Here is a 17,782-nt window from a genome sequence, read left to right as displayed (position 1 = left end):
CAGCGATGACGACACAGACCAACGGGGCCGGCGCTCCGACCACCGCCCACCAGGCGCTCGGTGCCTACGGGGAGCGGGTGGCGGCCGCCCACCTGACCGAGGCGGGCATGCACCTGCTCGACCGCAACTGGCGCTGCCCCGAGGGCGAGATCGACCTCGTCCTGCGCGACGGCGACGACCTGGTGGTCTGCGAGGTGAAGACCCGCGCCGGCGCCACCGGAGGCACCCCGCACGAGGCGGTGACCAGCGAGAAGCTGGGCCGGCTCGTGCGGCTGGGGGAGGCCTGGCAGGAGGCCCGGGGCGTGCGTGCCCCGGCGCTGCGGGTCGACCTGGTGGCGGTCCGGCGCCCACGCCGGGGTCCGGCCCTCGTCGAGCACGTGCGGGGGCTGGTCTGATGCCGTTCGCCACCGCTCGCACCGTCTCGTTGCACGGCGCGCTGGGGCACGTCGTGCACGTGCAGTCCGACGTCTCGCCGGGCCAGGTCGGCACCACGCTGGTCGGCCGCCCCGACCAGGCGCTCTCGGAGGCCCGCGACCGCTGCCGCATGGCGATCATCAACTCGGGCCTGCCCTGGCCGGCCACGAAGCGGATCACCGTCCTGCTGTCGCCGGCCGACCTGCGCAAGCGGGGCACCCACTACGACCTCGCCATGGCGCTGTCGGTCCTCGCCGCGAACGGGTCGCTGCGCCCGGCCGCGCTCGACGGCACGCTGTTCGTCGGCGAGCTGACCCTCGACGGTGGGCTGCGGCCGGTGGCCGGGGTGCTGCCGATGGTGCTGGCGGCCCGCGAGGCCGGCATCCACACCGTCTACGTGCCCGAGCCCCAGGCCGCGGAGGCAAGGCTGGTGCCCGGCACCACCGTGCTGGGGCTGCGCTCCCTGAGGCAGGTCGTGGCCGTGCTGCTGGGGGAGGAGGTGCCCGAGGCGGCACCGGTCGCCTCCAGCGCGGGAGCGTCCGTGCTCGCCTGGCGCGGCTCGACCCGGCACGAGGAGGTCGACCTCGCCGACGTCCTCGGCATGGCCGACGCCCGCTACGCCCTCGAGGTGGCCGCGGCCGGTGGGCACCACCTGCTGCTCTCGGGGCCCAAGGGCGCAGGCAAGACGACCCTCGCCGAGCGGCTGCCCACGATCCTGCCCGACCTCACCGACGAGGAGGCGCTGGAGCTCACCGCGATCCACTCCCTCGCCGGGGCGCTGGACACCTCCGGCGGCCTGCTCCGGCGCCCGCCCTACGCCGCGCCGCACCACGACGCCAGCAAGGCCAGCATCGTGGGCGGCGGCTCGGGCCAGGTGCGCCCGGGGGAGCTGTCGAAGGCCCACGCCGGCGTGCTCCTGCTCGACGAGTTCCCGCTGTTCCGCTCCGACGTCATCGAGGCGCTGCGCGAGCCCTTGGAGAACGGGGAGATCACGGTCGCGCGCGCCGAGGAGCTGGTCACGCTCCCGGCGCGCGGGCTGGTGGTCCTGGCGTCGAACCCCTGCCCCTGCGGGGACTACCACCCGGACCCGGCGCTGGACCAGTGCTCCTGCAAGCCGGTGGCCCGGCGCGAGTACCGGGCGAAGGTGACCGGCCCGGTCAGCGACCGCATCGACATCACCCGGCACGTGCAGCCGCTCGCCCCGCACGAGCGCCGGGACCGGTTCGCGGTGGCGGAGTCCTCCGCGGCCGTCCGCGCCCGCGTGGCGGCAGCGCGGGAGCGGCAGGCCCGGCGTTACGCCGGGCTCGGCTGGCGGCTGAACGGGCACGTGCCGGGCGCCGTCCTGCGGGAGGAGTGGCCGCTGGGGCCGGAGGCGGAGGAGCGGCTGCACACGGCCGTCGCCGACGGCCGGCTCACCAGCCGCGGGGCGGTGCGGGTGCACCGCCTGGCCTGGACGGTGCACGACCTGCGCGGCGGCGAGGGCCCGCCCGGGTCCTCCGAGGTGGACGTGGCCCTGCAGCTGCGTCGGGGCGCGCCGCTGCTCGAGGCCACCCTGCGCCGCCCCGACGGCGCCGGGAGCGTGGCCGGATGAGCACGCAGTCACCCCTGCCGTTCGCCTCGCTGGACGGCGCTCGCACCGCCGTGCCCCCGCGACCGGCCGCCGCTCACCGTGCCGCTCACCGGGCCGACCCCGCCGACCCCGCGGACCTCGAGCGCGACCGTCGCGACCGGGCCGCCCTGGCCCTGCTCGCCGAGCCGGGCGACCTGCGGGTCGCCGCCGGCGTGGCCCTCGTGGGCGCGGCCGAGCTCTACCGCCAGGTGCTCGACGGCACTGCCGAGGGCGGTCTCGCCGACGATGCCCGCGTCCGGGCGGCCGCCTCCGACGCGGAACGGGCGCTGGAGCGGGCGGAGCGGACGGGCATCCGGTTCGTGGTGCCCGGCGACGCAGAGTGGCCGGCAGGCCTCGACGGCCTCGCCTGGGCGGGCTCCGCCCACCAGCGCGGCGGCGTGCCGCTGGGGCTGTGGGCGCGGGGCCCGGTGCGGCTGCACGACCTCGCCACCGGACTGGCGGTGGTGGGCGCCCGCTCGGCGACCACGTACGGGACGGACCAGGCCGCCCGGATCTCGCACGACGTCGCCCGGGCCGGCCTGCCCGTCGTCTCCGGCGCCGCGTTCGGCGTGGACATCGCCGCCCACCGCGGTGCGCTCGCGGCACCCGCGGGGCGGACCGCGGCGGTGCTGGCCTGCGGCGTGGACCGCGGCTACCCCCAGGCGCACGAGCGCTACATCGACGCCATCGCCGCCGAGCACGTCGTCGTCTCCGAGACCGCGCCGGGCATGCCGCCCAGCCGCATCCGCTTCCTCTCGCGCAACCGGCTGATCGCGGCCCTCACGGACGGGACCCTGGTGGTCGAGGCCGCCCTGCGCAGCGGAGCCCTCTCCACCGCGCACTGGGCGACCCGGCTGGGGCGGCACCTGGTGGCACTGCCCGGCCCGGTCACCTCGGAGGCCTCCCGCGGCACCCACCGGTTGCTGCGCGAGGGCGAGGCGAGCCTGGTCACCGACGGTGCCGACGTCCTGGAGGTCCTCGGCCGCGCGGGCCAGCACCTGGTCGAGCCCGAGCGCTCGCCCCAGACCCTGCGCGACAGGCTCACCGTGCGCGAGCGGCAGGTCCTGGACGCGGTGCCGTTCTCGGGTGCCGCCGAGCTGGCGCACGTGGCACGCACCGCCGGGGTCAGCACGCTCGGCGTCACCTCGGCGCTGGGGCGTCTCGTGCGCTGCGGCCTGCTCGAGCAGGACGGGGCCGGGTTCCGACTCACCGGCAAGGACGCCGATGCTCCCGACGACGGGCTCCTAGACTCCTCGGCGTGACCCAGGAGGCGGCGGACGCGGGTGGGCAGGAGGCCGCGGAGGACCTGCTCCCCGAGACGTGGATCAGGGTCCTCGGTGACTACGAGGACCACCTCCGGCTCGAGCGCGACCTGAGCCCCCACACCGTCCGGGCCTACACGGGGGACGTCTCGTCCCTGCTCGTGCACGCTCACCGGCTGGGCATCGACCGGCCGGAGGAGCTCGACCTGCGCGCCCTGCGCAGCTGGCTCGCGCTCCAGCAGACGCGCGGGGGAGCACGCACCACGGTGGCCCGCCGGGCCACCGCCGCTCGGGTGTTCACCGGGTGGCTCGCCCGCAGCGGACGCGCCCCGGCCGACCCCGGCGCGACCCTGGCCAGCCCGCGGGCCCACCGCACCCTGCCGGCCGTCCTGCGGGCCGACGAGGTCGAGTCGCTCCTGCGGGCGGCTGTCGAGGCCGCGGACGACGGCAGCGCCCTGGGCCTGCGCGACGTCTGCGCCCTGGAGCTGCTCTACGCCACGGGGGTGCGGGTCGGCGAGCTGGTCGGGCTGGACCTCGACGACGTCGACCACGACCGCAGGGTGCTGCGCGTCCTGGGCAAGGGCGGCAAGGAGCGCAGCGTCCCGTTCGGGGCCCCGGCGGCGGCCGCCCTGGACGCCTGGCTGCGCCACGGCCGCTCCTCGCTGGCCACGCCGTCCTCGGGTCCGGCGCTGCTGCTCGGCGCCCGTGGCGGTCGGCTCGACCAGCGTGCGGTGCGGACGCTGGTGCACCGCCGGGTCCAGCAGGTGCCGGGCGCACCCGACGTGGGGCCCCACGGCCTGCGGCACTCCGCCGCGACCCACCTGCTCGAGGGCGGGGCGGACCTGCGCGCCGTCCAGGAGCTGCTCGGGCACGCCTCCCTGGCGACGACGCAGGTCTACACGCACGTGAGCACCGACCGGCTGCGTCGGGCCTACCGTCAGGCGCACCCCCGCGCCTGAGCGGCCCGGGGTGGGGTGGGGGGGGCGCGACCCGTCAGGGCAGCCAGGGGGCGGGGCCCGGCCCGACGGGCGGGGTCCAGGCGCGCCCGACGGGAGCGGGCGTGGGTGCCGCAGCGCGCGCGACGGCAGTGCTCGCGCCCGCCAGACCTGTCAGCGGCAGCAGCCGGACGGGAGCGCCGCCCAGCAGCGTGAGCGGGTCCCGGTAGACGTCGCCGCCGTCCTGCCCCTCGGCCTGCCCCTCGACCGGCCCCTCGATCAGGCCCCAGTGCAGGCACGCGGCGGGCAGGCAGTGCGAGCCGAGCAGCTCGAGCGTGCCCAGGGCGTCACCCGCCGCGACGTCGTCGCCGACCCGGACGCCCGGGGTCACCGGCTCGTAGGTGGTGCGGGTGGCCCCGTGCGAGACGACCACCACGCCGCGTCCGGCGATGGGGCCGGCGTGCACGACCCGACCGGCCAGCGCTGCCCGGACGACCTGCCCGGAGGTACCGGCGAGGTCGACGCCGCGGTGCCCCGGGCCCCACGCGGAGGACGGTGCCTCGAACGCGTGCACCACCGAGGCCGGCGCCACGGGCCACACGGCCTCTCCGGCGGGGACGACCTCGGTCGACGCGGGGACCAGGGCCAGCGCGGCGAGGGCGGAGAGAGCGGGCGTGCGGGCGCGGTGTCGTGGGAGCATGTCCTCGATGGTGGGCGTCCGTGGAGAGGGTGCGGGGACGGCTCCGACGACCTGGGGACGAGGCCGCCACCGACCCGGGCTGTGGACGCGTGCTGGCCCGTCGTCGCGCCAGGTCACGCGATTCGTGTCACGGACCCCGCTGGCGTACTCTTGACGCCGCAGCCCACCAGGGCTGACATCGCACGCCCGCACACCGCGCACGCGCGACCCCGACCGGGGTCGTCCGGCACGGGTGCCGGACCTCGGTCCTCACCGCAGCAGCGGGGAGGTGGGACGGCACGCGGGCGTCAGGGTGCGGAGGCGCACGCCGCCGCACGACAACCAACAACGACCGGGCCCGCCCCCGGTGCGTCCTGGCCCTCGCGAGAGGGCTGAGCAAGGTCGCACTCACGCGGACGGGCCCACAGGAGAGAACATCATGGCAGTCGTGACCATGCGCCAGCTCCTCGAGAGCGGCGTCCACTTCGGGCACCAGACCCGTCGCTGGAACCCCAAGATGAAGCGCTTCATCATGACCGAGCGCAACGGCATCTACATCATCGACCTGCAGCAGTCGCTGTCCTACATCGACCGCTCGTTCGCGTTCATCAAGGAGACCGTCGCCAAGGGCGGCACCGTGATGTTCGTCGGCACGAAGAAGCAGGCCCAGGAGGCCATCGCCGAGCAGGCGACGCGCGTCGGCATGCCCTACGTCAACCAGCGTTGGCTCGGCGGCATGCTCACCAACTTCCAGACGGTGCACCAGCGCATCCAGCGCCTCAAGGAGCTCGACGAGATCGACTTCGACGACGTGGCCGGCTCCGGCCGCACGAAGAAGGAGCTCCTCCAGATGAAGCGGGAGCGTGACAAGCTCGAGAAGACCCTCGGTGGTATTCGCGAGATGTCCAAGACGCCCTCCGCCGTCTGGATCGTCGACACCAAGAAGGAGCACCTCGCCGTCGAGGAGGCTCGCAAGCTCCGGATCCCGATCATCGGCATCCTGGACACCAACTGCGACCCCGACGAGGTCGACTTCCCGATCCCGGGCAACGACGACGCCATCCGCGCCGTCGGGCTGCTGACGCGCGTCGTGGCCGACGCCGTCGCCGAGGGCCTCATCGCCCGTTCCGGTGGCAAGTCCTCCGGCACCACCGAGGAGCCCCTGGCCGAGTGGGAGCGCGAGCTCCTCTCCGGCGACGCCGACAAGGCCGCCGAGACCGCCACGGAGGCCCCGGCCGGCGAGGCCGCCTCCGAGGCCACCGGCGCCTCCGCTGAGGGCGAGCAGGCGACCGAGGTCGCCGAGGACGCCAAGGCCTGAGTCGACCATCCGCCGCCCGTGGGGGTACGCCCGCGGGCGGCGGTGCTCGCTCCCACGTCTTCCACCCCCTCACCCACTCTCCAAAGGACGGGATCCCCAGACATGGCTAACTTCACCGCGGCCGACGTCAAGAAGCTCCGCGAGCTGACCAGCGCCGGGATGATGGACTGCAAGAAGGCGCTCACCGAGACCGACGGCGACTTCGACAAGGCCGTCGAGCTCCTCCGCGTCAAGGGTGCGGCCAAGGCCGCCGCCCGCGGCGCCGAGCGCGAGGCCTCCGCCGGCCTGGTCGCCACCTCCGGCGGCTCGCTGGTCGAGCTCAAGTGCGAGACCGACTTCGTCGCCAAGGGCGAGCCCTTCATCGAGGCCGCCCAGAAGATCGCCGACGCCGCCGCTGCCGCGCAGGCCTCCGACGCCGAGGCCCTCAAGGCCGTCGAGCTGGACGGCTCCACCGTCGGCGCCGTCGTCGAGAACCTCGCCATCACCATCGGCGAGAAGATCGAGCTCGGCCAGGTCGCCTACTTCGACGGCCCGGTCGTGGCCTACATGCACAAGCGTGCCGCCGACCTGCCGCCCGCCGTGGGCGTCCTCGTCTCCTACACCGGTGACGCCGAGGCCGCGCGCAGCGCCGCGATGCAGATCGCCGCGATGCGCCCGCAGTACCTCACCCGCGACGAGGTCCCCGGCGACATCGTCGAGAAGGAGCGCGCCATCGCCGAGGCGAAGTCGCGCGAGGAGGGCAAGCCCGAGGCTGCCATCGCGAAGATCACCGAGGGTCGCCTCGGTGGCTTCTTCAAGGAGATCGTGCTGCTCGAGCAGCCCTCGGTCACCGAGAACAAGAAGTCCGTGAAGCAGGTCCTCGACGCCGCCGGCACCGAGGTCAAGGCCTTCGCGCGCTTCGAGGTCGGCGCCTGACCCGCCGCACCCTCAGCACGCTCGCGAGCCGGCACCCCGGGGCACCCGCCCCGGAGTGCCGGCTCGCGGCGTTCATCGGCTAGGTTGGGCGATCGGGCGGCGGACCCGTCGCCGCGGTGCGCCCGCGAGCGGCAGCCGCCCGGCAGCACCACCAGCACCTCAGCAGAGCCCTCAGCAGCACCCCCGAGAACGACCTGGAGATCTTCTTGCCCGAGTACCAGCGCGTCCTGCTCAAGCTGTCCGGCGAGGTCTTCGGCGGCGGCAGCGTCGGCGTCGACCCCGACGTCGTCGCCAAGATCGCCCGGGACGTGGCCGAGGTGGCTCGCTCCGGCGTCCAGGTCGCCGTCGTCACCGGTGGCGGCAACTTCTTCCGTGGCGCGGAGCTGCAGCACCGCGGCATGGACCGCGTCCGCGCCGACTACATGGGCATGCTCGGCATCGTGATGAACTGCCTCGCCCTCCAGGACTTCCTGGAGAAGCTCGGCGTCGAGACCCGCGTCCAGACCGCGATCACGATGGGCCAGGTCGCCGAGCCCTACATCCCGCGCCGCGCCATCCGGCACATGGAGAAGGGCCGCGTCGTCATCTTCGGCGCCGGCATGGGCATGCCCTTCTTCTCCACCGACACCGTCGCCGTGCAGCGGGCCCTGGAGTCCAAGTGCGACGCCGTCTTCTTCGCCAAGTCGGGCGTGGACGGGGTCTACGACTCCGACCCGCGCAAGAACCCCGAGGCGAGGAAGTTCGACGAGATCTCCTTCGAGGAGTGCATCAGCCGCGGGCTCGAGGTCGTCGACCAGACCGCGTTCACCCTGTGCGCCGAGAACGCGCTGCCGATGGTCGTCTTCGGCATGGAGCCCGAGGGCAACATCCCCCGCGTGCTCAAGGGTGAGAAGATCGGGACGCGGGTCGTGTCCGCCTGAGCGGACGCTCCACCGGCGTCCACCACCGGCGGGCGGGGCCCGCCGCCGCAGCGCGGGCCACGAGACCGCGCCGGCACCACCAGACCAGCAGCGCGGGATGTCCGCGCGAGACCAACGTGAGCAAGGAGCACCCGTGATCGACGAGACCCTCCTCGAGGCCGAGGACAAGATGGACAAGTCCGTCGGGGCGACCCGCGAGGAGTTCGCCGCAATCCGCGCCGGCCGCGCGCACCCCTCGATGTTCAGCAAGATCGTGGTCGACTACTACGGCGCGCCCACCCCGCTCCAGCAGCTGGCCTCCTTCACGGCCCCCGAGCCGCGGGTCATCCTCATCTCCCCGTTCGACCAGGGCGCGATGAAGAACATCGAGAAGGCCATCCGCGACTCCGACCTCGGCGTGAACCCGGCGGACGACGGCAAGCTCATCCGCTGCGTCTTCCCCGAGCTCACCGAGGAGCGCCGCAAGGAGTACGTGAAGGTCGCGCGCACCAAGGCGGAGGAGGGTCGCGTGGCGGTCCGCAACACCCGCCGCTCGGCCAAGCAGGCCCTGGAGAAGCTCGACAAGGACGGCGAGGCCGGCGCCGACGAGGTGGCCGCCGCCGAGAAGCAGCTCGACGCGCTCACCAAGGGCCACGTCGACTCCATCGACGAGATGCTGAAGGCCAAGGAGGCCGAGCTGCTGGAGGTCTGAGGACCTCCCGCTGCCGCTGCTCATGAGTCAGACCCCACCCGCCTCCACCCCCGCGAAGGACCACGGCCGCGCCGGCCGCGACCTCAAGGCCGCGTTCGCCTCCGCGATCGTGCTCCTCGCGGCCATCGCCGTGACGCTGCTGTTCTGGAAGGCGGCGTTCATGCTGATCGTCGCCGCCGCGGTGGTGGTGGCGGTGTGGGAGCTCGGGCAGGGCTTCTCCGTCAAGGGCATCGACCTGCCGCGCGAGCCCATCATGATCGGCGGCGTGGTGATGGTGGTCGTCGCGTTCCTGTGGGGCAGCGATGCCCTCGTCACCGCCACGGCGGTGACCGGCCTGGTGATCATGCTGTGGCTGCTGCGCCGCGGCATCGAGGGCTACGTCCAGAACGCCACGGCGGCCCTGTTCACCCTGGTCTACGTGCCGCTCCTGGGGTCGTTCGTGGCGCTGCTGCTGGCCGAGGGCGGCCGCAGCGGCGGCGGCCTGGACGACCTGGGCGTGCGGGGCATCATCGTGTTCATCCTGGTCACGATCGCCTCCGACATCGGCGGCTACACCGCCGGCGTCCTGTTCGGTCGGCACCCGATGGCGCCGGTCATCTCCCCGAAGAAGTCCTGGGAGGGCTTCGTCGGCTCGCTGGTCTTCACCATCGGCTCCGGCATCGCGCTCGTCGTCCTGCTGCTCGAGGGCGACTGGTGGGTCGGCATCCTCCTCGGCGTCATCGCCGCGGTCATGGCCACGCTCGGCGACCTGTGCGAGTCGGTGATGAAGCGGGACCTCGGCATCAAGGACATGAGCCAGGTCATCCCCGGCCACGGTGGCCTGATGGACCGGCTGGACTCCCTGCTGGCCACCATCGCGCCCATCTGGCTGCTGCTGCACCACCTCGTCTACCGCTGAGCCGCGGGGGAGCAGCCGTGGTCCTCGCCCTCGTCCGGCACGGACGTCCCCTGGTCGACCCGGCGGCGCCGGCGGCGTCCTGGGAGCTCGACCCCGCGGGGTTCGACGAGGTCTGGTCGCTGCGAGCGCGCGTCGCCGGCGCGGTCTCCGGTGACGCGTTCTGGGGGTGCTCGCCCGAGCGGAAGACCGTCGAGACGGCGCAGCTGCTCACCGACGGGGACGTCGGCGTGCTGCCGTCCCTCGTGGAGCAGCGCGGCCGCACCTGGGTCGAGGACCTGCCGACCGTCGTGGCGGCGGCCCTGGCCGCCCCGGAGCAGGCCGTGCTGCCCGGCTGGGAGCCGGTCGCGGCCATGACCGAGCGCGTCCTCGGCACCGTCGAGGCGTTGCGGGCCGAGCACCCGGGCCGCGACCTCGTCCTCGTCGGCCACGGCACGGCCTGGACGGTCCTCGAGGCAGCCCTGACGGGGCAGCCCGCCCCCTCGCGCGGTGGGGCGGCTGGGCGATGCCGGACCTGCGCGTGCTGGCTCTCTGAGCGGATCGAGCGGCCCCTCCGCGCAGAGCCACAGGCCCCCGACAGCCACCCGACAGCGCGGGGCGTGCCCGCGGGGGTCCGGGCGTGGGAGGATGACGGCATGTCCACGACCGAGGCACCGTTGCCGGAGTCGGCCCAGGCGGCACCCGCCTCGCCGGCGCACGACCCGCACGCGGGCTGGTGGCGGCGGGGGCACCCGACGTTCTCCGCCCTGGTGGGGTTCTTCACCGGGCTCGTCTTCGTCCTGCTGGTGCCGGGGGTCTACGCCGCGGTGCTCGCCGCGGTGACCGACCGGAGCACGGCCGAGTCGGCGTTCCCGTTCGTGCTCCTGGCCCTGGCGGTGCCCATCGCCCTGCTGGTGCCCCCGGTGACCCGCCGGTTCGCGCGGTACATGCTCCTCGGGATCGCCTCGACGGCCCTGGTCGTCGGCGGCGTCACCGGGCTGACGCTCTGGTACCTGTTCACGCACTGACCAGCGACGCCGGGGCTCGGCGCCGGCGCTCACAGCAGCAGCGGGGGAGTCCCCTCGGCCTCGTCCGGGACGACCCAGCCCAGCGTGCGCTCGACCGCGCGCCGCCAGCCCGCCAGCTCGCGACGTCGACGGTCCGCCGACATCTCCGGCGTCCACGAGGCGGCCCGACGCCACGTGCCCCTCAGCACGTCGAGGTCGGGCCAGAAGCCGACTGCGAGCCCGGCGGCGTAGGCGGCCCCCCGGGAGACCGACTCCGCCACCAGCGGTCGGTCCACCGGTACGTCCAGCACGTCGGCGATCGTCTGCATCAGCAGGTTGTTGGCGGTCATGCCGCCGTCGACGCGGAGCCGGTCGAGGGTGAGGCCCGGGCCGGTGGCCAGCGCCTCCACCACGTCGTAGGTCTGCCAGGCCGTGGCCTCGAGCACCGCCCGTGCCAGGTGCGCCTTGGTCACGTAGGACGTCAGACCGGCCACCACGCCGCGGGCGTCGGGGTCCCACAGCGGTGAGAAGAGGCCGGCGAACGCGGGGACGACGTAGCAGCCGCCGTTGTCCTCGACCTGGCGGGCCAGCGTCTCGACCTCGGGGGCGGTGCGCAGGAGCCCGAGCGAGTCCCGGAACCACGACACGAGCGCGCCGGCGTAGGCGATCGAGGCCTCCACCGCGTACTGCGGCTCCTCGCCGTCCAGCTGGTAGGCCACCGTGCTGAGCAGGCCCGACTCCGTGACGCCGGCGCGCACCGGCGAGCCGCCCGTGTTGGCCAGCAGGAACGCACCGGTGCCGTAGGTGCACTTGGACTGACCCCGGTCGAAGCACGCCTGGCCGAAGAGGGCCGCCTGCTGGTCGCCGAACGCTCCCGCCAGCGGCACTCCCGGGAGCAGGGTGCGGCACGTGCCCACCACCCCGACGTTCGGGCGCACCGCCGGGAGCATCGCGGCGGGCACGCCGAAGACCTCCAGCAGCCGGGGGTCCCACTCCAGGGTCCGCTCGTCGACCAGCAGCGTGCGGTGCGCGTTCGTCACGTCGGTGACGTGCACCCCGCCGTCCCCGCCACCGGTGATGTTCCAGGCGAGCCAGGTCTCCATGGTGCCGAAGAGGACCTCGCCGGCGCGGGCGCGCCGCTCCAGGCCCGGCACGTGCTCCAGCAGCCAGTGCAGCCGCGGCGCGGAGAAGTAGCCCGCGGGCCTCAGACCGGTGATCTCCTCGACGAGGACGCCGTCGGGGCCGGCGGCTACCTGGGCCGCGACGTCGGTCGCCCGGGTGTCCTGCCAGGTGATCGCCGGGGCCACGGGGCGGCCGGTGCGCCGGTCCCACACGACCGTGGTCTCGCGCTGGTTGGCGAGGCCGAGCGCCGCGACGTCCTCGGCGCCGATGCCCGCCCGCGCCAGCGCCAGGTTGACCACGCGCTGGGTGCTCCGCCAGATCTCCAGGGCGTCGACCTCGGCCCACCCCGGGCGCGGGAAGGACTGCCGGTGCTCGCTCTGGGCGGCGGAGACGACCCGTCCGCCGTGGTCGAAGACGAGGCAGCGGGTGCTGGTGGTGCCCTGGTCGACGGCGGCGACGAAGCGCCCCGCGTGGGCGCGGACGACGGCGGGGGCGGTGCTCAACGACGCTCCCGGAGGGTCTCGGAGACACCGTCGGCGGCCGCCACGACCAGGTCGGCCAGGCCCGGTCGGGGCTCGCCCGCCGGGGTCAGCACCTCCTCTCGGGGGCCGACGACCGAGAGTGCCCCGGCCGCGACGCCGGCGCGCTGCCGGACGGGCGCGGCCAGGCCGGCGCGGCCGGGGCGCAGGGTCTCGTCGGCCACCGCCCACCCGCGACGCTGGGCGGCGCGGACGAGCTGGGCGAGCGCCGCGCGGGTGGTGGGGGTGCGGGCCGTCCACGAGGACAGCTCGATGCGGCGCCGCACGGTGCTGACGGGGGAGAAGGCCAGCAGGACGAGGCCGGCGGCCGTCGCGTGCAGGGGCAGCAGCTCACCGGTGCGCAGCCGCTGCGGGGAGTTGTCGGGACGGAAGACGTGGTGCACCAGCTCCACGCTGTCCCCGGCCAGGACGCCCAGCCGGACCTCCAGTCCCGTCCGCGCGGCCAGGCTGTCGGCGCCGTTCATCGCCCGCGAGCGCAGCAGGTGGGGGTCCACGGCGGTGCCCAGGTCCTCGATGCCGCTGCCCAGCCGGTACCGGCCCGTGTCGGGGTCCTGCTCGACGAAGCCCACCTCGACCAGGGTGCGCAGCAGGCCGTGCACCGTCGACTTGGCCAGGTCGGTGCCGGCCGCCAGGTCGGCGAGCGGAAGGCCCTCGGGCGCCGCTCCCAGCAGGTGCAGCACCGTGGCGCTGCGGACGACGGACTGGATGCTCACGAGACACCACCTTAATCATCGTCACAGGGGAGCGTTCGACATGGTCGGACCAACGTTCGGCGATGTCGAACGTCAGGGGTGTCCGTGTCGGACGTCACCAAGCAGTCTGTGTCAGGCGTCACGACTGCCTCCTGCGTCGGTCGTCGCGCCACCGACTGGGAAGGAACACGTTGTGAAGAACAAGCGTCAGTTCATCGGGGAGCTGAGTGCCGAGCTCGCCGGCACCGCCATCCTCATCCTCTTCGGCTGCGGGGTGGTGGCACAGGTCGTCACCAGCACCGACGGCGCGAACGGGGACCACAACTCGATCGCCTGGGCCTGGGGCCTGGGCGTCACGCTCGGCGTCTACGTCTCGGCGCGCATCTCCGGCGCCCACCTGAACCCGGCCGTCACCATCGCGCTGGCCACCTACAAGGGGTTCCCGTGGCGCAAGGTGCTGCCGTACTCGGCCGCCCAGCTCGTGGGCGCCTTCATCGCGGCGCTCATCGTCCGCTTCACCTACGCCGACCTGATCGACGCCGTCGACCCGGGCCACACCATCGCCACCCAGGGCATCTTCTCCACGCTGCCCGGCAACGGTGGCGCCGACGTCACCCTCACCACCGCGTTCTTCGACCAGGTCGTGGGCACCGCCATCCTGGTGTTCGTGATCTTCGCGCTGACCACCGCGTGGAACAACCCGCCCATGGCCAACATGGGCCCGCTCCTGGTCGGCCTGCTCGTGGTCGCGATCGGCATGGCGTGGGGCGCCAACGCCGGCTACGCCATCAACCCGGCGCGCGACCTCGGCCCGCGCCTGGCCTCGCTGATCACCGGCTACGGCGGCGCGATGCGCGACCAGAACGGCACCTTGTACTTCTGGCTCCCGATCGTCGCCCCGATCGCGGGCGGCCTCATCGGCGGCGGCCTGTTCAAGCTGCTCATCGAGCGCAACCTCACCGACCCGGACGAGCCGAGCGACGAGCTCGACGGCCCGGTCGCCGGCGAGGACGAGAGCGACCGCCGCGTCGGCGAGCCCGTCCCGGCTCGCTGAGCCCCACCGGGGGACCTGGCCAACCGGTCCCCGCGTCCACCAGAGTCGGGGCAGGCAGCCCCACCACCACCACGAACGCCAGACACACCCAGGCAGCCGGGCACCGCAGCCCGGCACGGAAGGAGCAGCTCATGACGACCTACGTCGGAGCCGTCGACCAGGGCACCACCAGCACCCGCTTCATGATCTTCGACCACGCCGGTCAGGAGGTGGCTCGCCACCAGCTCGAGCACACCCAGATCATGCCGAAGGCCGGCTGGGTCGAGCACGACCCGGTGGAGATCTGGGAGCGCACCCGCTCCGTCATCCAGACCGCGATGTCCAAGGCGGGCGTGACCGCCGCCGACCTCGCCGCCGTGGGCATCACCAACCAGCGCGAGACCACCGTGGTGTGGGACCGGAGGACCGGCCGCCCCTACTACAACGCCATCGTCTGGCAGGACACGCGCACCGACGCGATCGCCAACCGCCTGGAGCGCGAGGGCCACGGCGACCTCATCCGTGAGCGCACCGGCCTCACCCCGAGCCCGTACTTCGCCGGCGGCAAGATCAAGTGGCTGCTCGAGAACGTGGACGGCCTGCGCGCGGCCGCCGAGGCCGGCGACGCCATCTTCGGCACCACCGACTCCTGGCTGATCTGGAACCTGACCGGCGGCACCGCCGGCGGCTCCCACATCACCGATGTCACCAACGCCAGCCGCACCATGCTGATGGACCTGGAGACCTGCGAGTGGGACACCGAGCTGCTGGAGGTCTTCGACATCCCGCGCTCGATGCTCCCGGAGATCAAGTCCTCCTCCGAGCCCGAGGGCTACGGCACGACCGACCCGCAGGGCCCCTTCGGCGGCGACGTCGCGCTCACCGGCATCCTCGGTGACCAGCAGGCCGCCACCGTGGGCCAGGTCTGCTTCGCCCCGGGCGAGGCCAAGAACACCTACGGCACCGGCAACTTCATGCTGCTCAACACCGGCACCGAGCCCGTGCGCTCGAAGTCGGGCCTGCTCACCACGGTGGCCTACCGGTTCGGCGACGAGAAGCCGGTCTACGCCCTCGAGGGCTCGATCGCCGTCACCGGCTCGGCCGTGCAGTGGCTGCGCGACCAGCTGGGGATCATCTCCGGCGCCTCCCAGTCCGAGGCCCTGGCCCGCCAGGTCGAGGACAACGGCGGCGTCTACTTCGTCCCCGCCTTCTCCGGCTTGTTCGCTCCGTACTGGCGCTCCGACGCCCGCGGCGCGATCGTCGGCCTCTCGCGCTACAACACCAACGCCCACGTGGCGCGCGCGACGCTGGAGGCGATCTGCTACCAGTCCCGCGACGTCGCGGAGGCGATGGAGGCCGACTCCGGCGTCAAGCTCGAGGTGCTCAAGGTCGACGGCGGCGTGACCGCCAACGAGCTGTGCATGCAGATCCAGGCCGACGTCCTGGGCGTCGAGGTCAGCCGCCCGGTCGTCGCCGAGACCACCTGCCTGGGTGCCGCCTACGCCGCCGGCCTGGCCGTCGGCTTCTGGAAGGACACCGACGAGCTGCGCCAGAACTGGGCCGAGGCCAAGCGCTGGAGCCCCGAGTGGGACGAGGAGCAGCGCAGCAGCGGCTACACCAAGTGGAAGAAGGCCGTCGAGCGGACCCTGGACTGGGTCGACATCGAGGACTGAGGCCGTGCCCCGGCGTCCCACCCGGGACGCCGGGGCGCAGCCGTCTCCACTCCCGGAGCAGCCCGACGGCAGCAGCACCACAGCAGCATCACGGGGTCGGTGTCACCGACCTCACCCTCCCTCCACCGGATCGTCACCCCTGCGAGCGACCCGGACGCAGCACCTGCGAGAAAGACTTCAACCCATGCGATCGGTAGCACTGTCCCCCGAGTTCCGAGCCGAGTCCCTGCGCCGCATGGCCGAGGACGAGCTCGACATCCTCGTCATCGGCGGCGGCGTCGTCGGCACCGGCTCCGCGCTCGACGCGGCCACCCGCGGCCTGCGCGTCGGCCTCGTCGAGGCCCGCGACTTCGCCTCCGGCACCTCCAGCCGCTCCTCCAAGCTCATCCACGGCGGCCTGCGCTACCTGGAGATGCTCGACTTCCGCCTCGTCGCCGAGGCGCTGAAGGAGCGCGGCCTGCTCCTGCAGAAGCTCGCGCCCCACCTCGTCCACCCGGTGCCGTTCCTGTACCCGCTGAAGGGCAAGGGCTGGGAGCGGCTCTACGCCGGCACCGGCGTGATGATGTACGACGTCATGGCGCGCGCCGCCGGCAAGACCGGCGTCCCCATGCACAAGCACCTGACCCGTCGCGGGGCGATGAAAAAGGTGCCGTCGCTGAAGAAGGACGCCCTCGTCGGCGCGCTGCAGTACTACGACGCCCAGGTCGACGACGCCCGGCACACGATGTTCCTGGCCCGCACCGCCGCCGCCTACGGCGCGGACGTGGCCAGCCGCGCCCGCGTCACCGAGCTGGTCCGCGAGGGCGAGCGCGTCACCGGTGCCGTCATCCACGACCTGGAGTCCGGCGAGAAGATCACCGTCCGCGCCAAGCAGGTCCTCAACGCCACCGGCGTGTGGACCGACGAGACCCAGAGCCTGGGCGGCGCCCGCGGGCAGTTCCACGTGCGGGCCTCCAAGGGCGTGCACCTGGTCGTGCCGAAGGACCGCATCCGCGCCGAGGTCGGGATGATCCTGCGCACCGAGAAGTCCGTGCTCTTCGTCATCCCGTGGGGCCGGCACTGGATCATCGGCACCACCGACACCGACTGGAGCCTGGACAAGTCGCACCCGGCCGCCTCCGAGGCCGACATCGACTACCTGCTCGACCACGTCAACGAGGTGCTCGAGACCCCGCTGACCCGCGAGGACGTCGAGGGCGTCTACGCCGGTCTGCGGCCGCTCCTGCAGGGCGAGTCCGAGGCCACGTCCAAGCTCTCCCGCGAGCACGCCGTGGGCCACCCGGCCCCCGGCCTGGTCGTCGTCGCCGGCGGCAAGTACACGACCTACCGCGTCATGGCGAAGGACGCCGTCGACGAGGTCGTGTTCGGCCTGGCCGACCACTTCGACCGCAGCGTGCCGGCGTCGGCCACCGAGGACGTCCCGCTGCTGGGGGCCGAGGGCTACCAGGCCCTGTGGAACTCCCGGCACGTGCTGGCCCGCCGGCACGGGCTGCACGAGGTGTGGATCGAGCACCTGCTCAAGCGCTACGGCTCGCTCGTGCACGAGCTGCTCGCGCTGGTCGACGCCGACCCCGACCTGGGTCAGCCGCTGGCCGGTGCGCAGGACTACCTGCGCGCCGAGGTCGTCTACGCCGCCAGCCACGAGGGTGCCCGGCACCTGGACGACGTGCTGACGCGTCGCACCCGGATCTCGGTCGAGACCTTCGACCGTGGCACCGGCGTGGCCGAGGAGGCCGCCGAGCTGGTCGCCCCGGTGCTCGGCTGGAGCAAGGAGCAGACCGCGCTCGAGATCGACCACTACAACAAGCGGGTCGCCGCCGAGCGCGAGAGCCAGACCATGCCCGACGACGCGACCGCCGACGCCGCCCGCCTCGGCGCCGCCGACGTCGTCCCGCTGGCCTGATCCCGTGCTGATCCGGGTTTGATCAGGGCCTGATCCGGGCCTGATCCGGGCCTGATCCGGGCCTGACCGTCCGATAGTGCGCGACGTTCCGCACCGACACCCCGGCGTGTCGGGTGCGGAACGTCGCGCACTATCCGTCTCCGGGCTGCCGTCCGGGGGTTCGCCCGCAGGTGGACGACGGTGCGAGACTGGGCGG

The 17,782-nt window shown here is 73.7% G+C and carries 16 protein-coding genes; 13 read left to right on the top strand and 3 right to left on the bottom strand.

Annotated elements, in window-relative coordinates; translation table 11 throughout:
• The first annotated feature begins 5 nt into the window (after positions 1 to 5).
• From M8330_RS04960 to M8330_RS04945, 4 genes are read left to right on the top strand one after another with little or no spacing between them, the layout of a single operon-like run.
• A complete protein-coding gene (locus M8330_RS04960) occupies positions 6 to 395 on the top strand; it encodes a YraN family protein (protein WP_250055697.1) in 390 nt (129 codons plus the stop codon).
• On the top strand, positions 395 to 2,005 hold the full coding sequence (locus tag M8330_RS04955) for a YifB family Mg chelatase-like AAA ATPase (protein WP_250826435.1): 1,611 nt from the start codon (positions 395 to 397) through the stop codon (positions 2,003 to 2,005). The genes M8330_RS04960 and M8330_RS04955 overlap by 1 nt, the downstream gene beginning before the upstream one ends.
• Entirely contained in the window at positions 2,002 to 3,285 is a 1,284-nt protein-coding gene (dprA, locus tag M8330_RS04950; RefSeq protein WP_250055701.1) for a DNA-processing protein DprA, read from the top strand. The genes M8330_RS04955 and dprA overlap by 4 nt, the downstream gene beginning before the upstream one ends.
• Positions 3,282 to 4,244, top strand: coding sequence for a tyrosine recombinase XerC (locus M8330_RS04945; RefSeq protein WP_250826434.1), 963 nt, complete (start codon positions 3,282 to 3,284; stop codon positions 4,242 to 4,244). The genes dprA and M8330_RS04945 overlap by 4 nt, the downstream gene beginning before the upstream one ends.
• A gap of 34 nt (positions 4,245 to 4,278) precedes the next feature.
• On the opposite strand, the gene M8330_RS04940 is transcribed toward M8330_RS04945, so the two are convergent.
• Positions 4,279 to 4,920 carry a peptidoglycan DD-metalloendopeptidase family protein gene (locus M8330_RS04940; protein ID WP_250826433.1) on the bottom strand — a complete coding sequence of 214 codons (642 nt, stop codon included), beginning with the start codon at positions 4,918 to 4,920 and terminating at the stop codon, positions 4,279 to 4,281.
• 418 nt (positions 4,921 to 5,338) lie between these two features.
• Between M8330_RS04940 and rpsB the strand changes: the two genes are divergently transcribed.
• From rpsB to M8330_RS04910, 6 genes are all read left to right on the top strand, one after another.
• Positions 5,339 to 6,217, top strand: a complete 879-nt coding sequence (rpsB, locus tag M8330_RS04935) for a 30S ribosomal protein S2 (RefSeq protein WP_250826432.1) — start codon at positions 5,339 to 5,341, stop codon at positions 6,215 to 6,217.
• A gap of 102 nt (positions 6,218 to 6,319) precedes the next feature.
• On the top strand, positions 6,320 to 7,132 hold the full coding sequence (tsf, locus tag M8330_RS04930; RefSeq protein ID WP_250055709.1) for a translation elongation factor Ts: 813 nt from the start codon (positions 6,320 to 6,322) through the stop codon (positions 7,130 to 7,132).
• Positions 7,133 to 7,338: 206 nt separating this feature from the next.
• The gene (gene pyrH / locus M8330_RS04925; RefSeq protein ID WP_250826431.1) at positions 7,339 to 8,052 is read left to right on the top strand and encodes a UMP kinase; all 714 of its coding nucleotides are present in this window, start codon (positions 7,339 to 7,341) and stop codon (positions 8,050 to 8,052) included.
• Positions 8,053 to 8,188: 136 nt separating this feature from the next.
• Entirely contained in the window at positions 8,189 to 8,743 is a 555-nt protein-coding gene (gene frr, locus M8330_RS04920; RefSeq protein ID WP_250055738.1) for a ribosome recycling factor, read from the top strand.
• 22 nt (positions 8,744 to 8,765) lie between these two features.
• Entirely contained in the window at positions 8,766 to 9,641 is an 876-nt protein-coding gene (locus tag M8330_RS04915; RefSeq protein WP_250826430.1) for a phosphatidate cytidylyltransferase, read from the top strand.
• 17 nt (positions 9,642 to 9,658) lie between these two features.
• On the top strand, positions 9,659 to 10,645 hold the full coding sequence (locus tag M8330_RS04910) for a histidine phosphatase family protein (protein WP_250826429.1): 987 nt from the start codon (positions 9,659 to 9,661) through the stop codon (positions 10,643 to 10,645).
• A 29-nt stretch (positions 10,646 to 10,674) separates the two neighbouring features.
• On the opposite strand, the gene glpK (M8330_RS04905) is transcribed toward M8330_RS04910, so the two are convergent.
• Both glpK (M8330_RS04905) and M8330_RS04900 read right to left on the bottom strand, forming a co-directional pair.
• Positions 10,675 to 12,249 carry a glycerol kinase GlpK gene (gene glpK, locus M8330_RS04905; protein WP_250826428.1) on the bottom strand — a complete coding sequence of 525 codons (1,575 nt, stop codon included), beginning with the start codon at positions 12,247 to 12,249 and terminating at the stop codon, positions 10,675 to 10,677.
• Positions 12,246 to 12,998 carry an IclR family transcriptional regulator gene (locus tag M8330_RS04900; protein WP_250826427.1) on the bottom strand — a complete coding sequence of 251 codons (753 nt, stop codon included), beginning with the start codon at positions 12,996 to 12,998 and terminating at the stop codon, positions 12,246 to 12,248. Before M8330_RS04900 ends, glpK (M8330_RS04905) begins: the two co-directional genes overlap by 4 nt.
• Positions 12,999 to 13,170: 172 nt before the next feature.
• Between M8330_RS04900 and M8330_RS04895 the strand changes: the two genes are divergently transcribed.
• The 3 genes from M8330_RS04895 (at position 13,171) to M8330_RS04885 (ending at position 17,586) form a co-directional block, all read left to right on the top strand.
• Positions 13,171 to 14,031, top strand: coding sequence for an MIP/aquaporin family protein (locus M8330_RS04895; RefSeq protein ID WP_250826426.1), 861 nt, complete (start codon positions 13,171 to 13,173; stop codon positions 14,029 to 14,031).
• 131 nt (positions 14,032 to 14,162) lie between these two features.
• On the top strand, positions 14,163 to 15,683 hold the full coding sequence (gene glpK, locus M8330_RS04890; RefSeq protein WP_250055718.1) for a glycerol kinase GlpK: 1,521 nt from the start codon (positions 14,163 to 14,165) through the stop codon (positions 15,681 to 15,683).
• Positions 15,684 to 15,867: 184 nt separating this feature from the next.
• Positions 15,868 to 17,586 carry a glycerol-3-phosphate dehydrogenase/oxidase gene (locus M8330_RS04885; protein ID WP_250055720.1) on the top strand — a complete coding sequence of 573 codons (1,719 nt, stop codon included), beginning with the start codon at positions 15,868 to 15,870 and terminating at the stop codon, positions 17,584 to 17,586.
• The last annotated feature ends 196 nt before the right edge of the window (positions 17,587 to 17,782 follow it).

It is taken from the genome of Nocardioides bruguierae (genome assembly GCF_023656415.1).
Taxonomy (GTDB): Bacteria; Actinomycetota; Actinomycetes; order Propionibacteriales; family Nocardioidaceae; genus Nocardioides; species Nocardioides bruguierae.
The sequence above is the reverse complement of the archived record's forward strand: the minus strand, read 5'-3'. Positions and strand labels throughout refer to the sequence as shown.

What these genes read in the sequence shown, in the direction of transcription:
- tsf (WP_250055709.1), top strand. Translation starts at nt 6,320, where the DNA reads ATGGCTAACTTCACCGCGGCCGACGTCAAGAAGCTCCGCGAGCTGACC.
- M8330_RS04960 (WP_250055697.1), top strand. Translation starts at nt 6, where the DNA reads ATGACGACACAGACCAACGGGGCCGGCGCTCCGACCACCGCCCACCAG.
- M8330_RS04885 (WP_250055720.1), top strand. Translation starts at nt 15,868, where the DNA reads ATGCGATCGGTAGCACTGTCCCCCGAGTTCCGAGCCGAGTCCCTGCGC.
- glpK (WP_250055718.1), top strand. Translation starts at nt 14,163, where the DNA reads ATGACGACCTACGTCGGAGCCGTCGACCAGGGCACCACCAGCACCCGC.
- M8330_RS04955 (WP_250826435.1), top strand. Translation starts at nt 395, where the DNA reads ATGCCGTTCGCCACCGCTCGCACCGTCTCGTTGCACGGCGCGCTGGGG.
- dprA (WP_250055701.1), top strand. Translation starts at nt 2,002, where the DNA reads ATGAGCACGCAGTCACCCCTGCCGTTCGCCTCGCTGGACGGCGCTCGC.
- M8330_RS04940 (WP_250826433.1), bottom strand. Translation starts at nt 4,920, where the DNA reads ATGCTCCCACGACACCGCGCCCGCACGCCCGCTCTCTCCGCCCTCGCC.
- rpsB (WP_250826432.1), top strand. Translation starts at nt 5,339, where the DNA reads ATGGCAGTCGTGACCATGCGCCAGCTCCTCGAGAGCGGCGTCCACTTC.
- M8330_RS04915 (WP_250826430.1), top strand. Translation starts at nt 8,766, where the DNA reads ATGAGTCAGACCCCACCCGCCTCCACCCCCGCGAAGGACCACGGCCGC.